Here is a 16,099-nt window from a genome sequence, read left to right on the forward strand (position 1 = left end):
ATATTATTAATATTGAAAGGAAAAAACAGAAGCAGCAACTCCACACCTCCATTCTCCTTATTTGTTTTTTATGATTCATTATTTCTCCACCGGGACAAATTCCAAGTCGCCATTATCACTATCTCCTTCGTCCGGTTTCTTGTTTGCTTCTTTTTGCGCCGTGCTTTGGTTGAACACGGTCTTGAAGTTACGGGTCACCCCGTTCATATCATCCATCAAATCATTTACCATCTCCAACAAAACCGCCGATTCCGGATCTGTCGCTGCGATGATGCCCGTGGCACGGATCAAGTCCTGGATTTCTTCCAACTGCGAGTCTGCCAGCGAGCGCATCTCCGGAGTCTTGACCTGCAGGTGTTTTGTCTGGCGATCTTTGACGCGAGCCTCTTTCACCTCCTCAAACTTGTTATTTGCTGCTTCCAGCTGTGTCAGGATCTCGTTCAAACGCAATGTAGTCACGGCTTCGGCAGCTCCGTCTTTCTTCAGATCAACCAGCAAGCCTTTGATCATCTGCGTCTCCACATCCATCGCCTTCCCTTGGATGCCTTTATAAACCCGAAGGATCACATCCAATGTCTTGGCAGCTGCCAGTTCTTCTGCTACAGCCGACAACAATCCTGAAGCCACCAGAAAGAACAACATCGACAACAGACGGTCGCGCTCCACATCGAGAGCCGTCGTATCGCCGGTTGAGGTACTTGCTTGGGCTTCCATCGACCGCTCAGTCAGATCATCAACTACCATCGCATACCCCTCGAGTAGTTCACCCGAAACATTCATGGTCTCCAATGTCTCTTCACCCACCGCCTGCAACTGCTTTAATTGTGCCGTGTGATAGGCAGCGTGCAGGGAGTTGTTGTAACGAGAAGCATTGCTTCCCTCAAACTTTTTAAATACAGCCATAAAAATCTCCTTCCTTTTCTATTTTTACTCCTTCCGAGTCACTCGAAAGCTTCACTTTTCTATTTTTATCCTTTCTGAGTCACTCGAAAGCTTCACTTTTCTATTTTTATCCTTTCTGAGTCACTCAAAAGATCCACTTTTCTATTTTTACTCCTTCTGAGTCACTCGAAAGCTTCACTTTTCTATTTTTACTCCTTCTGAGTCACTCAAAAGATCCACTTTTCTATTTTTACTCCTTCTGAGTCACTCGAAAGATCCACTTTTCTATTTTTACTCCTTCTGAGTCACTCGAAAGCTTCACTTTTCTATTTTTACTCCTTCTGAGTCACTCAAAAGATCCACTTTTCTATTTTTACTCTTTCCGAGTCACTCAGAAGCACAGCATGCTAAATCTTCACCACAAGAGAAAAGAACGAGCGAAAGCCCGGTTACTGAAGGATAAAATCCTCCCGTAACCGGGCTTCCGCTCGTCAATTCTTTTATATAATGGATTAGGCTGGCTGGCTGGCTGGCTGGCTGGCTGGCTGGCTGGCTGGCTAATCTTTTATTTGATTCAGCAAAAAACATCTTCATAAATAATACTAATGTAATATTATAAATACTTTCTTTTGTTTAACAATCGCAAATATAATTAGCAGAAATTTTAAATCCAAACATTTCAAAAGAAATCCGTAAAAAAAATCAGATAGCCAAATCTAGGGATAAAATTTATAATAGATCATTTTGAATCTATAAGATAATCACTACCTTTGATTCCATTAATAGAAAAGGAATCAGTGAGTGCGCCAATCATATCCTTATTCCTTATTATATGATCTAACAAAAAAAAAGAAAAAAGCCTATGTTTACACATACCATGACACGCAAAGAGATTTATGAGGAAGCTAAACATGATTACTATGAGCTTAAATCGCGTTTTGATATCGAAACGGAAATTTTTTTTCGGCAATACGGAAGCAGCATCAACAAATATCAGCAAAGAATATTAGGCTCGTTGTCAAAGCAACGTGTATTCCGCAGCAGCCGCCACAATAGTTGGACCATGCAAATGTACGTCCACGGTTACAGTAAAAACACCATCAAAGCCAGTACGACAGCATATACACCACTACAACGGAGTGATGGTTCTGTGGAATATCTATTCATCAGCCTGAAAGATACATTTTTTGTCGAGTTGATTACAACACATTTCATCCAGCGATACAAAGAACGATATTTGGAACCCAACAAAGTTAATTTACAAGGGATGAATCCGGCACTCTATTACCTCAGATCCAATATGGAATACCGGCAGACGTATTTTATCCCAAACAACTGGACAGAAGAGGATATGGAAAACAAGGCGATCTATCAGATACCGCAGGGATTGATCGTAACAGTCAAAGACAATGGCCTTCGGGTACTGGTCACCTTCCTTGACTTGCAAAACCTGAGCCGCTATAAGGCAGAGATCTATGAAGAAGAAGATTTGATGAACCGCTTCATGAAAGCCTATAAGGAAAAGAAGGATTACCAACAGTTCCTGATGATGCTGCAAGTGTTCAACACGCCGAACTGCCGGGAAATCCAGAAACGGTACATCAAACGCACGGAAATACAACAGAACCGTCCGGGTTTTAAAGAAAATTGTCAAAGGAGATTGGACCTGTGGGATATGTTGGAGAAACAAATCCGGGAGCGTTGGAAGGAAATGGAAAACCTTTCGGAAAAACAACGTAAAGATTTATGGAAGTGCGCTTACTCCGGTTTACCTGTCCGTACGACCATCGATGATTTTATGAAGATTCGTGCAAACGAATCTAAATGAAGAAGTTTTTTATTAGCCAAACCAAACAATAAAAACAAGCAACTATGTTTACACCTTCAATGACTCGCGAAGAAATAGTGGCAGAAGCCAAGCAGGATTTTAACCAGCTTAAGGCATTTATGCAAGTAGAACTGAACGCGTTCGGACGCAGATACAATAGGAAATACAATAACAGTTGTATCATGGGTTCTATCGTCCACACACGGACATTCAAAACACGCCGCCATAATACGTGGACGTTCTTCCTTTATATACGCGACTATGCCGCTACCCGTATGCACGCAGTAGGATGCATCTACATCCAGCTTAACAAATATGATGGGACCAGCGAATACCTCATACTGGATCTTGCGACAGAGTGTCTACCCAACCTGATTACGACACACTTCCTCCAGCGGTATAAAGAGCGATATTTGGAACCCAATCATGTCAAATTGGGAGGTATCTCGCCGGCCCTCTATTTCTTTTGCCTGGGTGGAGAACGAAAAATGAGTAATTATACGCCCAAGAACTGGACGGAAGAGGATATGGAACAAAGATTTGTCCTCATCTCCCCACAAGGGCTGATTGTTGTCGCCGATGAAGGAGACCTGCGGACTTTCATCACCTTCCTCGACCAAGAGAACCTGAGCCGCTACAAAGCCCAAATCTATGAAGAAGAACAGATGATCGCCAAACTATCGGATTGTGAAAAAGCGTCCGGATGGTACGATCAGACACTCAAGTTCATACAAATATTCAACACGCCGAATGCGAGAGAAATCCTGCGGCGTTTTTTCACACGCGCCAAACAATGGCGACCGGAGAGCAAACAAGAAGACATGGAGCTATTCTTCAAGAGTTTCGACGAGCTGGAGAGGATTGTCCGCTGGCAGTGGGATTATATCGAGAAATGCTCGTCAGACAAAGAGCGTGAAGAATTACGGAAAACATACAAGCCAGACATCACAAACAAGATTAAAGGGATCTCATTCCTTAAAAACATGATCTGACGCCTGGGAAAAGATAAGCCGGAAGCAAGTTCTCTTCAATCATACCTAATGGGATTTGCTTTCGGCCAATTAACGGATAACGACTTTACGGACAGTTTCGCCAATACGGATAATGTAGTAACCTTTTGGTATATTGACAGGATATTCTCCGTCGGAAGAAGTAAGTTTGATTTCTTTTACCTTAATCCCAACTACGCTATATATTTCCAATACGCTGCCGGTAGGAGCATTTTTGACTTTAATACAACTGTCGTAGGCTGAGATTTCAACAGACTTTGGCTCCGTCTGATGGATGGCAGGGACAAAAGAAGTAGCGTTCTCCGCATACGCTGATGGGAGAATCATCGCCGCCCATAGGATAATTCCACAAATAGTTTTCATACTCCTGCCTTAATTTCGTACAAATGTACGAAGTTTTAGGTAATTATCACAAGATTATTCTGTCATTTTTCCTACGATCAGCCGAAATCCAGTATCTTTGAATCATAATTCATTCAATATATGAACTTCTATACGCAACTGACATTCGCAAAGCCGTCTTTTCTGTTTTCTTATAAAAACCCGATCCTGCTGATCGGTTCTTGTTTTGTTGAGAATATCGGAACACGAATGACGGATTTAAAGTTCCAAACCGACGTCAATCCTTTCGGTACACTCTATAACCCGGCTTCCATCAGTCATGCACTCCGACGCCTGATACAAGCTGAGCCGTATCAGGAAAAAGACTTGTTTGCATCCGGAGGTTTGTTCCATAGCTTTGACCATCACAGTCGTTTTTCGGCATTGACAGCCGAAGCCTGTTTGAATCAGATTAATACCCGACTGGAATCTTCGGCGCGTTTTCTCCGGCAATGCCAGCGATTGATTGTCACTTGGGGAACTTCATGGGTTTATCGGGAAAAAGAGAACGGCACGATAGTGGGCAATTGCCATAAACTGCCCGAGCGGTATTTTATCCGCCAGCGCCTTACGGTTGAAGAGATAGTAAATGACTGGAAATCCCTGCTACAAGAACTGAAAGACATCAATCCGGAGTTGAAAATTCTTTTCACAGTCAGTCCGATTCGCCACTGGAAAGACGGAGCTCACGGGAATCAGCTCAGTAAAGCCGCCTTGTTACTTGCCATCGACGAACTGAACAGTTTGTTTCCCGAGCAAACAAGCTATTTCCCGTCGTACGAAATCATGATGGATGAACTGCGCGATTATCGTTTCTATGCCGACGATATGTTGCATCCTTCGGCTCAGGCCATTGATTATATTTGGGAACAATTCGTAACCAACGAACTGGATGCAGAAAGTCAAAACATCCTAAAGGATTGTCTGGAAATACAGAAAGCCATGGCGCACAAACCTTTCAATCCAGACAGCGAAGCCTACCGGAAATTTATTCTTCAAACTTTGTTAAAGATTGACCGACTTAACGAGAAAATGACTTTCTTTGACTACTCAAAAGAGCGGAATATTTTAAAGACTAAATTGAAGTAAGAGATGGAATACGCAATACAAGACGTAGCCCAGATTATCGGGGCAAGAACAAAGGCGTTACATGATTGCACGATTAGTATATTACTAACAGACAGTCGGCGGTTATCATTTCCTGAGACGAGTCTGTTTTTTGCGTTAGCGACAAAGACAAACGATGGACATCGGTATGTACAAGACTTGTATAAGCTTCGTGTCAGAAACTTTGTAGTCAGCAAAATGCTACCCGAGTTCGAACAAATGGAAGAAGCCAACTTTCTGTTGGTAAAAGATGTGTTGGCAGCCTTGCAGAAACTGGTGGCATATCACCGCAAACGCTTCCAGATCCCGGTCATCGGTATTACGGGAAGTAACGGAAAGACCGTAGTCAAAGAATTTCTGTATCAATTACTGCACAACGAATTTGATATCGTCCGTTCTCCCCGCAGCTATAATTCACAAATCGGTGTGCCACTTTCCGTTTGGGAAATGAACGAAAAGAACACATTGGGTATATTCGAAGCCGGCATTTCACAGCCAGATGAAATGGAGAAGCTGCAACCCATTATTGCACCAACCATCGGCGTACTGACCAGCATCGGCGAAGCTCACCAAGAGAACTTTATTTCTGTCAACCAGAAATGTCTCGAAAAACTGATGCTTTTCAACGAGAGCGAAGCAATTATCTACGATGGAGATAATCCTCTCATATCAACTTTGATCGAATCGGCCTGCTTGTCGCACAAAGCAATCGCATGGAGCCGGACCGACCGAGAAGCTCCTCTGTTTATCGAGTCAATTGAAAAGAGACAAGATGAAACAGTTATCCATTGTACATTACTGGGCTTTGACCGGACATATACCATACCATTCGTCGATGACGCTTCTATCGAGAACGTTATTCACTGTCTGGCCGTCATGCTATACTTAAAGCCGACCACTGTGAACGATGTAGAAAAGTTTGCACATCTCGAACTTGTCGAAATGCGTCTGGATGTAAAGGAAGGAATCCAAGGTTGCCTGTTGATCAACGATACTTATAATTCAGACATCAATTCATTGGATATTGCCCTTGATTTCCTGCAAAGCCGGAAAGTAGCCAAGAATCTGAAATCAACGCTAATTCTTTCCGATATTCTTCAGTCAGGAACACTCCCTAAATCATTGTATAAGAAAGTAGCCGATTTGGTAGAACGGAAAAAGGTAAACCGCTTGATCGGCATCGGCAAAGATCTGAAAGAATTTGCTTCGGTATTCGGAGAACAACTGGAAAAGTCATTCTACCAGACAACCGACGAATTCATCGCTTCTCCTGAAATCAAGCAATTCAACAATGAAGTTATTCTGCTGAAAGGATCACGGCATTTCCACTTCGAGCGCATCTCGGAACTACTGGAAAAGAAAGTACATGAAACCATCTTGGAAGTCAACTTATCAGCCATCGTCCACAACTTCAATTTCTACCGGTCAAAACTGAAGCCGGAAACGAAGATGGTCTGCATGGTGAAAGCCTTCGGTTACGGAAGCGGTTCTTATGAACTGGCCAAGACATTGCAGGAACATCGCTGTGATTATTTAGCTGTTGCCGTAGCCGATGAAGGAGCTGCCCTACGGAAAGAAGGTATTACCATTCCGATCATCGTCATGAATCCGGAATTCAGCAGCTTCAATACCATGTTCGAGTATAATCTGGAGCCGGAAGTGTACAGTTTCCGTCTATTGGATGCTATGATCAAAGAAACGGAACGCCGTGGTATCATTGCTTATCCGATACATATTAAGATTGATACAGGCATGCACCGTTTAGGTTTTCAGCCATATGAAGTATCACAACTGATCGAACGACTGAAGACACAGAGCGGAGTTAAGGTTCGTTCCGTCTTTTCTCATTTGGCAGGTAGTGATTCATACGTATTCGACGACTTCACACAACAACAATTGGAGAAGTTCAAAGAAGCCTCAACCACGTTGGAAAAAGGATTGGAACATCCGGTCATTAAACATATTCTCAATACTGCCGGTATCGAACGATTCCCTCAATGGCAGATGGATATGGTACGTTTAGGCATCGGATTATATGGTGTCAGCGCATCTGGAGTAAACGGATTGAGAACAGTTAGCAAACTCAAAACGACCATTTTGCAAATACAACACGTCCCGGCTGGTGATTCCATTGGTTACAGTCGCCGCAGTTACGTAGAAAGAGATTCCAGAATAGCCATTATTCCTATCGGATATGCCGACGGACTAGACCGTCATTTCAGTAACGGACACGGAGAAGTCATCATCCGAGGTAAACGTTGTCCGATTATTGGTAATATATGTATGGATGCTTGTATGGTTGATGTTACGGATTCAGACGCACAAGAAGGCGACAGCGTTATCGTCTTCGGTGAAGAACTGCCCGTATCCGAACTGTCAGACCGGCTAAAGACAATACCTTATGAAATCCTTACATCCGTTTCTCCCCGTGTAAAACGCGTGTATTATTGGGAATAAGAGAAAAAGGAGTAAATAAAAACACGAATTGCACCAATTGACAGGAAGTTATTCTTCCTGTTAAATTGGTGAAACCCGTGTCCTCTCGTTAAAAAGCTTATAAAACCTGTGTACTTTCTTCGCGGAACATATCTTCGGCAGTCGGAGTAATCAACTTATACCCCTTACCGTGGATATTGATAATTTCAATTCCCGGATCATCTTTCAATAATTTACGCAATTTGGTAATATAAACGTCCATGCTTCGAGCATTGAAATAATTATCGTCAACCCAAATTGTCTTCAACGCATAATTACGTTCCAGGATTTCGTTTGCATGTGCACACAATAAACTTAACAATTCACATTCCTTGGTAGTCAGTTTTGTAACCTTCTCACCAATTGTCAATGTCTGCTTTTGCGTATCAAACAAGAAGTTTCCTAATTTATAGAAAGGAATATCTTTCATCTTCTTGCCTTTCACACGACGCAAGATTGCTTCAATACGCAATAATAATTCTTCCATGCTGAAAGGTTTTGTCAGATAATCATCTGCACCAATCTTGAAACCTTCCAGAATATCCTCCTTCAGCGTTTTGGCAGTAAGGAAGATGATAGGAATATCCGGATTAACCGAGCGAATTTCCTGAGCCAGCGTAAAACCATCTTTCTTCGGCATCATCACATCCAACACACAAAGATCGTATTTCGCCTTTGTAAACCCTTTGTATCCTGCTTCTCCATCGCAGAAAAGATCTGTAACATATCCTTTTGCCTGCAGATACTCTCTCAGAAGCATTCCCAAGTTTTCATCGTCTTCACAAAAGAAGATTTTCATTTTTTCTTCCATAACTAACTTTTTATAAGAGGTAAAGTAATAATAAATTTTGTTCCTATATTGTTATTGCCTTGTTCTGCCCGGATTGAACCTTTGTGATCCTCTATGATTTTCCTCACATAAGCTAATCCAAGTCCAAAGCCTTTCACATCATGTTTATTTCCTGTCGGTACGCGGAAGAAACGATCGAATACTTTCTTCAGATATTCTTTCTTGATTCCGATACCATTATCTTCAACCGAAATATGTAACTTACCGTTTTCATTCCATGTCCGCACCAACAACGCAAGCGGAACATCCTGACGACGGTACTTAACAGCATTATCCATCAAGTTAAACAACACATTGGTAATATGCATTTCGTCCACGTAAATAGTCGAATCCAAAGCATCCAAATCCAGATCCAGTGTTCCACCATACTTCTCGACCTTCAATGCAAATGTATTGGCCACCGAAATAATCAAGTCGTTTGCATCCAGTTCTTTCAACTTCAGCGTTGCCTTCTGACGTTCAAACAAAGACATCTGCAACACTTTCTCAACCAAAAAGCCCAATCGCTTGGTTTCATCGTTAATCACACCCGAAATATGCTTAAACACTTCCGGACTTTTGGTGATATCCGAATCTTTCAACATCTGAGCCGCCAACGAAATCGTAGAGACCGGAGTCTTCAACTCATGAGTCATGTTGTTAATGAAGTCGTTCTTCATTTCCGACAGACGCTTCTGACGGAAAACTATATAAATAGTAAAGATAAATGTAATCAACAGAATCATCGAAAAGATGACCGACGGCACAATAAATGTAATCGAGTTAGAAATATAATCTCCTTTCGTCGGGAAATAAACCTTCAGATAATTCTGCTTGGAAGGAGGATCGTTAGGAAACAATACCTGCGTAATAATATCTGAAGCAAGAGGTTCTCCATCAATCTTTCCACTTCGATACACTTCGTTTCCATCTTTATTTATGACAGAGAAAACAAAGGGAAGGTTTAATCCACTGTTGATAAATTCATTCTTTAAATAACTGTTCAGCTTCTTGAAATTGACTCGCTCCTGAATCGGTTTCAGATTAGCTGTATATAAGATGTTATAAATCACTTCATCAATCAGTCCACCCTGATACTGATAACGTTGTTTCAACGTTTTCTGCAAATCACGCGATGTATTGACGATCGAATTGGTCTGCTGATTACTCAACGAAGAACGAGGCTGAAACTTCGGACTACTAAAACTCTGTAATTCTATTTGCTGCACGCCTCCGTCTGAATCCGTTATGATGACATTCTGATACAGAAAGCTATTCTGATCCCGATTAATATCATCTTCCAAATACTGCCGGGTCTCGTCTAATTCCAGGTTTTTTGAGACCTGATGCAAACATTGTTTGACTGTTTCGTCAAACTGTTCACTTCTTGTTTTCAGGATGATATCAACATAGTTGATCTGCAGATACAACAATCCTGCAAAAGCAAACGCCATCACGACTGCAAGTAACCAAATCGTTGATTTCTTCATCTTATTTTTCCTTTCTTATATCTAACGACAAATAACGCGTCTTTTGGATAAATATTTACACAAAAAAAGTAAAAACAGAGCGCTTAAAATGTTAATAATACTTTGTCTATTCTCATTTTGCTAATTTTATCTTTATTTTTCATGCAAACGTATATTTTCGTTATCAGATCTTTATCCATTTAATATAACAGAGAAATTTCATCTTTTGTTCTGAAAATCAGCAGGAGTATACAATCCAACTGTATTTTTATACTGCCGGCAGACTCATTCCCGTTATTTTCCGGTATAAATCGAGAGCATATACGTCTGTCATTCCTGAAATATAATCCAATACACACTGTATTTTTCCATACGTTCCGACTGCTTTGACATTATATTGCTCGGGCACTCGCTGTAACAGTAACTTGCTATAAGCATGATTCGGATTCATTACGGCTTCTGTAAAACTATCGATCAGATGGCTGAATATATGATAACCGGCCAGTTCCACATCCAATACCTCTTTCGAACAGTATATTTTCTTGTAAGCCGTAGCCGAGCATGTTTCATACGCCTGTTTGGCTTTGTCTGAAATATGCTCGATCAATGAATCGGTAAATGTTCCCTTTAATAGTTCTTCCTCATGTTCCAGGAATATCCGGCTACACTCATCTACCAGCAGGCCGATAATACAAGAACGCAAATAAGCAATCTGTTCATTGGTATCATCTACCATATTCATAATACGCTGCACATGGTCCAAACGATCATCATCAAAGAAGTTCAACAATAATTGAATGGCTTCATCGGCCGTCAGTATATGCAATTTGCAGGCATCTTCTATATCCATAATCTGATAGCAGATGTCATCGGCCGCTTCAACAAGATAAACCAACGGATAACGGGCAAACTTGTTCGGATCCTTCGGATTACGTTCAATACCCAATTCTGCGGCAATACGCAGATAAGATTCTTCTTCCGACTGGAAGAAGCCGAATTTTCCTTTCTTTCCGGCCTCTGTTGAAGCGTAAGGATATTTGACAATGGAGGCCAACGTACTATATGTCATGGCAAAACCTCCTTTGCGTCGCCCGATAAACTGATGCGTCAACAAACGAATGGCGTTAGCGTTTCCCTCAAAATGCAGGAAATCTTCCCAACGTCCTCCTTCTTCCCGTACTTTTTCCTCCCATTTCATGCCATTACCTTCGAGGAAATAAGCTGTAATGGCTCGCTCTCCGGAATGACCGAAAGGCGGATTTCCCATATCATGGGCCAGACAAGCCGCAGAGACAATAGAACCTATCTCCGGAAAGTTCACACTTCCACCCGGATACTTTTGCATCAAAGCTTTCGCGATATTATTTCCCAGCGAACGACCTACGCAAGAGACCTCCAAGCTATGCGTCAATCGGTTATGGACAAATATACTACCCGGCAAAGGGAACACCTGCGTCTTGTTTTGTAAGCGCCGGAAAGGAGAAGAGAATATCAGCCGGTCATAGTCTCGTTGGAAATCGGTCCGTTCATGTTTCCGCTCATGATATTCTTCCAAACCAAAGCGTTTTCCGGAAAGTAGTTGTGTCCAATTCATATCATTCATGGTTATAATTGACTTCAAATATACGGATTTTAAGTGAGAATGTTTATCTTTACTCCATATTATTAATTGAATATCCAAATGAAAACACGGAAGTACATTTATTGGTTACTGGCTTTATTATGTTATCTGCCAGCATTCACCCAATCGCCTGTCAAGATTCAACGGCTCGAAGCTGGAGAGAAAACATGTCTGCACGAAGGCTGGTTTGCCCGCAAGGCCAGTGAAATCGGAGAAGACGGGAATCGCCTTACCGGACAACCTTTCGAAGCAACCGGATGGATGAAAGCTAAAGTTCCCGGAACGGTATTAACTACTTTACTCGAGAACAAGCTATATCCGGCTCCTGAATTCGGACTGAACAATCAACTGATTCCGGATATATTTCACGTCGGACGCGTATTTTATACGTATTGGTTTGCCTGTCCCTTTACCATGGAAGCATTACTTCCGGGACAGCATGCGTGGTTGAATTTCCGGGGTATCAATTATAAAGCTGAGATTTACCTCAACGGGAAACGTGTCAATGCAGTGACACACGAAGGCATGTTCCTGCGTCAGTCGTACGACATCACGTCTTACCTGAAAGAAAACGGCACGAATGTGCTGGCTGTTTTGGTTTTTCCTCCCGATCATGTAGGCAATCCGAATGGCGGACAAGGTGGCGACGGACAGATTGCCCGCAATTGTACCATGCAATATACGCCGGGCTGGGATTGGATTCAACCAGTTCGAGACCGCAATACGGGTATTTGGGATGAAGTTTCCATTGCTGTTACTAAAGATGTCCGGGTACAGCATCCGTACGTGGTAACGAAAGTTCCCGGAGTCCGGATACCAAGTGCAAGCAAACAGGAACCCGCTTACTTGGAAACTTCTGTCGAATTGGAAAATGTGTCTGACCAAATCCAAAAAGGAACAGCAGTTGCTTCTTATAAAGGAAAGGAACTTCGGGTTCAGGTTTCTTTGGAACCGGGTGAAAAGAAGCTTGTCTCTTTCCCTAAAGAAACAATCCGTAATCCTAAGTTGTGGTGGCCGAATGGTATCGGGCAGCAGCCTTTGGAAGAAATCCATTTCTCCTTTATCGAACAAACTACGCAACAAGTCAGCGATCAACAGTCGGTTCGTTTCGGTATCCGGGAAATCCAGACCCGAAAGAACGAACAGAATGGCGGACGGGAATTTTACGTCAACGGACAACGGATTTATATCACAGGCGGAAATTATATTGATTCCGACTGGTTGCTCCGGCTTTCTCCCGAGCGATACGACCATGAAGTCCGTTTCCATGCTGAAATGAACTTACGTATGATCCGTGTCTGGGGCGGAGCCTTACTCGAACGTCCGGAGTTTTACCAGGCATGTGATAAATATGGTATCTTAGTCTTCCAGGATTTATGGGGAAGTGGCGACTGTAACGGCGCCTGGGAAGACCTGACAAAACTCGATTCCCGTGAACGCCGCTGGGAATATCCGGATAATCATGCTTTGTTCCTACAAATGGCGGAAGACCAGATCAAGATGATCCGCAATCACCCGAGTCTTTGCTTTTGGTGCGGTGCCAACGAATGGCCTTTAGCCAAAGATATCGACGAAGCCTTGAAGAACGATATTCTTCCCCGACTTGATCCCAACCGTCTTTTTGCCAGTTACTCTACCGATTCGGTATTTACCCGTAATTATTTAGGAGATAATGGCGACGGTCCTTACGGTATTCAGGAACCGGAGTGGTTCTTTACCTTCCGTTCGCATCCGTTTAATCCCGAAGCCGGTTCAGTCGGTTCGCCGGAAGTGGAAAGTTTCCGGGCTTTCATGCCGGAAGAAGACTTGAAAGCCTTTCCCAGAAAGAGTCGGACTCGTAATCCCAACTGGATTTATCATAAAGACTTAGGGTATGGAGATCATCTCGAACGATACGGAGAATTACAGACAATTGAAGATTATTGCCGGTATGCTCAGTTGGTCAACTACGACCAGTACCGCAGTTTCATGGAAGGTTGGGCTTCGCATATGTGGGATTGGTACACAGGAATCCTGATCTGGAAGACACAGAACCCGTGGACTGCTTTACGCGGACAAATGTACGACTGGTATCTGGATGTAAATGCTTCGCTATACGGGACCAAGAAAGGATGCGAACCGCTCCATCCGTTCTATAATCTGGTGACTAAACAGGTACAACTATTAAATACCACAGTAGAAGCCGTAAACAATCTGACTGTAAAGGCTGAAATCTTCAACCGCGAAGGGAAAAAGCTATGGGAACAGTCTGCTCAGGCAAATGCCGAAGCCAGTCAGGTAAAAGATATCTTTGCAGTTCCGGTTCCATCGGAAGTAAGTGGTGTTTATTTCCTGAAACTTTCTTTATGGAATGGGCAGAAAACAGAACTGACCCGCAACATCTATTGGCTGACCACCACGCCCAAAGATTACCGGACACTGCACGAGCTGCCGAAGTCATCGCCGGATATAAAAACGACTTTCACGAAAGACGGCAACACTTATACCGGGAAAACTGTTTTTACAGCAGATGCTCATATCAGTTTCTTTAATCGGATCAAACTATTCGATAAACAAACGGGCAAACGTATCCTTCCGGTACACTATTCGGATAATTACATTACTTTGATGCCGGGTGATCAGCAGACAGTAACATTCAGTTTTCAGTCTGAATTACCCGAAAGTCAGATCGAGGTCGTTGTGGAAGGATTTAATAAGTAATCATCAATTAAATAAGAATATATGAAATTTATCTCTTGGAACGTCAATGGAATCCGGGCGTGTTGCGACAAAGGTTTCCACGATGCATTCAAATCGCTGGATGCAGATTTCTTTTGCCTGCAAGAAACCAAGATGCAGGAAGGTCAGTTAGATTTATCGTTCGACGGCTATCAGTCGTTTTGGAACTATGCGCAGAAGAAAGGATATTCCGGAACAGCTATCTTTACCCGCCATCAGCCGCTTCAGGTAACGTATGGACTGGGTTTGGAAGAGCACGATCAGGAAGGACGTGTCATCACGTTGGAAATGGATAACTTTTATTTAATAACGGTCTATACACCCAATTCGCAAGATGGATTGAAACGATTGGATTATCGGATGACATGGGAAGATGAGTTCCGGGCTTATCTGAAAAGATTGGATGCCCACAAACCGGTGATCGTCTGCGGTGATTTGAATGTAGCTCACCGGGAAATCGATTTGAAGAACCCGAAGACGAATCGAATGAATGCCGGTTTTACCGATCAGGAAAGGGAAAAGTTCCAGACCTTGCTGGATGCCGGATTTGTAGATACGTTCCGACATTTCTATCCCGACCGCGAAGGTATTTATTCGTGGTGGTCTTACCGATTCAAAGCCCGTGAGAAAAACGCTGGTTGGCGTATTGATTATTTTCTGGTATCCGAACGATTAAAACCACAACTGACTGGAGCCGAAATCCATACCGAAATCTTTGGTTCCGATCATTGCCCGGTAGAAGTTACTTTAGCATTATAAATACTTGCGTATATAAAAGGAAAGATTCGTCTTTCCTTTTATTTTTTATCGTTTCACCCGGGTGGGACGATCATTCCACCTTTGTGAAACGATCGTTCCACGTAGGTGAGACGATCGTTCCACTGCCGTGGAACGATAAAAATATCGTATCAAACGGATTTAGTAGTACTATTTTATGGATTTGGTTGACTTAAAATCTCTTTATAAATAAAAGAAGTTGACTGGCAAAGAACCCGACTTTTGAAGAAACAGACTTGCTGCTTCGTCAGAAAAAACATTCGAGAAGTTCTTGCCTGATTATGCTTATTACCTCATAATATTTTGTACTTTTGTATTTCAACGATATAAAACACTGAAGTATGATTATTATAGGGATAGCTGGAGGAACCGGATCTGGAAAAACAACCGTAGTGAGAAAAATCGTAAACAGCCTCGCCCCGGGCGAAGTCGTACTCCTTCCGCAAGATTCATATTACAAAGACAGCAGTCATGTACCGGCAGAATTGCGGCAACAGATTAATTTTGACCATCCGGATGCTTTCGATTGGCCATTGTTGTTACAGCACATTCAGATGCTGAAGGAAGGAAAAAGTATCGAACAACCGGTTTATCACTATCAGACAAGTTCGCGACTGGCAGAAACCATCCATGTAGAGCCGCGTCCGGTAATCATTATTGAAGGAATTTTAGCCTTGTGCGATCCGGACTTGCGCAACATGATAGACTTAAAGATCTTTGTAGATGCTGATCCCGACGAACGATTAATCCGGGTAATCCAACGAGATGTTGTAGAGCGAGGAAGAACAGCCGAAGCGGTAATGGAACGTTATACCCGTGTCCTTAAACCCATGCACCAACAGTTTATCGAACCCACCAAACGATATGCCGATCTGATTATTCCCGAAGGAGGAAGCAATGAAATTGCCATTCATATCCTAAAGATGTATATCGAGAAGCATTTACATCACGAAGTGAATATGTGATTCGTTCAAAAACTGACTGTACATACCCGCGTAAGTC

General features: G+C 42.6%; 12 protein-coding genes. 7 read left to right on the forward strand and 5 right to left on the reverse strand.

What is annotated here, in order from left to right:
- Positions 1–78: 78 nt before the first annotated feature.
- Positions 79–903, reverse strand: coding sequence for a DUF6261 family protein (locus MUN53_RS05415; protein WP_243323759.1), 825 nt, complete (start codon positions 901–903; stop codon positions 79–81).
- Positions 904–1,744: 841 nt separating this feature from the next.
- On the opposite strand from MUN53_RS05415, the gene MUN53_RS05420 reads away from it, so the two are divergent.
- Both MUN53_RS05420 and MUN53_RS05425 read left to right on the forward strand, forming a co-directional pair.
- Positions 1,745–2,710 (forward strand): hypothetical protein, encoded by a 966-nt coding sequence (locus MUN53_RS05420; protein WP_022455086.1) that lies wholly within the window; start codon positions 1,745–1,747, stop codon positions 2,708–2,710.
- Positions 2,711–2,754: 44 nt separating this feature from the next.
- On the forward strand, positions 2,755–3,702 hold the full coding sequence (locus tag MUN53_RS05425; RefSeq protein WP_243323761.1) for a hypothetical protein: 948 nt from the start codon (positions 2,755–2,757) through the stop codon (positions 3,700–3,702).
- Between the two features lie 69 nt (positions 3,703–3,771).
- On the opposite strand, the gene MUN53_RS05430 is transcribed toward MUN53_RS05425, so the two are convergent.
- Positions 3,772–4,083, reverse strand: coding sequence for a T9SS type A sorting domain-containing protein (locus MUN53_RS05430; RefSeq protein WP_022455084.1), 312 nt, complete (start codon positions 4,081–4,083; stop codon positions 3,772–3,774).
- A gap of 120 nt (positions 4,084–4,203) precedes the next feature.
- Between MUN53_RS05430 and MUN53_RS05435 the strand changes: the two genes are divergently transcribed.
- Both MUN53_RS05435 and MUN53_RS05440 read left to right on the forward strand, forming a co-directional pair.
- Complete coding sequence (locus MUN53_RS05435; RefSeq protein WP_243323762.1) at positions 4,204–5,190, forward strand: GSCFA domain-containing protein; 987 nt, start codon at positions 4,204–4,206, stop codon at positions 5,188–5,190.
- A gap of 3 nt (positions 5,191–5,193) precedes the next feature.
- Positions 5,194–7,665 (forward strand): bifunctional UDP-N-acetylmuramoyl-tripeptide:D-alanyl-D-alanine ligase/alanine racemase, encoded by a 2,472-nt coding sequence (locus MUN53_RS05440; protein WP_243323763.1) that lies wholly within the window; start codon positions 5,194–5,196, stop codon positions 7,663–7,665.
- 97 nt (positions 7,666–7,762) lie between these two features.
- Here MUN53_RS05440 and rprY read toward each other — a convergent pair whose 3' ends face one another.
- The 3 genes from rprY to dgt all read right to left on the reverse strand — a co-directional run bounded on the left by rprY (position 7,763) and on the right by dgt (position 11,575).
- The gene (gene rprY, locus MUN53_RS05445) at positions 7,763–8,494 is read right to left on the reverse strand and encodes a response regulator transcription factor RprY (RefSeq protein ID WP_022454758.1); all 732 of its coding nucleotides are present in this window, start codon (positions 8,492–8,494) and stop codon (positions 7,763–7,765) included.
- Between the two features lie 2 nt (positions 8,495–8,496).
- Positions 8,497–10,002, reverse strand: a complete 1,506-nt coding sequence (locus tag MUN53_RS05450) for a sensor histidine kinase (RefSeq protein WP_022454759.1) — start codon at positions 10,000–10,002, stop codon at positions 8,497–8,499.
- 247 nt (positions 10,003–10,249) lie between these two features.
- Positions 10,250–11,575, reverse strand: a complete 1,326-nt coding sequence (dgt, locus tag MUN53_RS05455) for a dGTP triphosphohydrolase (RefSeq protein WP_243323839.1) — start codon at positions 11,573–11,575, stop codon at positions 10,250–10,252.
- A gap of 87 nt (positions 11,576–11,662) precedes the next feature.
- Here dgt and MUN53_RS05460 point away from each other — a divergent pair, with 87 nt between their 5' ends.
- The 3 genes from MUN53_RS05460 to udk all read left to right on the forward strand — a co-directional run bounded on the left by MUN53_RS05460 (position 11,663) and on the right by udk (position 16,062).
- Positions 11,663–14,302, forward strand: a complete 2,640-nt coding sequence (locus MUN53_RS05460) for a glycosyl hydrolase 2 galactose-binding domain-containing protein (protein WP_243323764.1) — start codon at positions 11,663–11,665, stop codon at positions 14,300–14,302.
- A gap of 21 nt (positions 14,303–14,323) precedes the next feature.
- On the forward strand, positions 14,324–15,079 hold the full coding sequence (locus tag MUN53_RS05465; protein WP_243323765.1) for an exodeoxyribonuclease III: 756 nt from the start codon (positions 14,324–14,326) through the stop codon (positions 15,077–15,079).
- A gap of 359 nt (positions 15,080–15,438) precedes the next feature.
- A complete protein-coding gene (gene udk, locus MUN53_RS05470) occupies positions 15,439–16,062 on the forward strand; it encodes a uridine kinase (RefSeq protein WP_243323767.1) in 624 nt (207 codons plus the stop codon).
- Positions 16,063–16,099: the final 37 nt, after the last annotated feature.

It is taken from the genome of Parabacteroides faecalis, assembly GCF_022809355.1.
GTDB lineage: Bacteria > Bacteroidota > Bacteroidia > Bacteroidales > Tannerellaceae > Parabacteroides > Parabacteroides faecalis.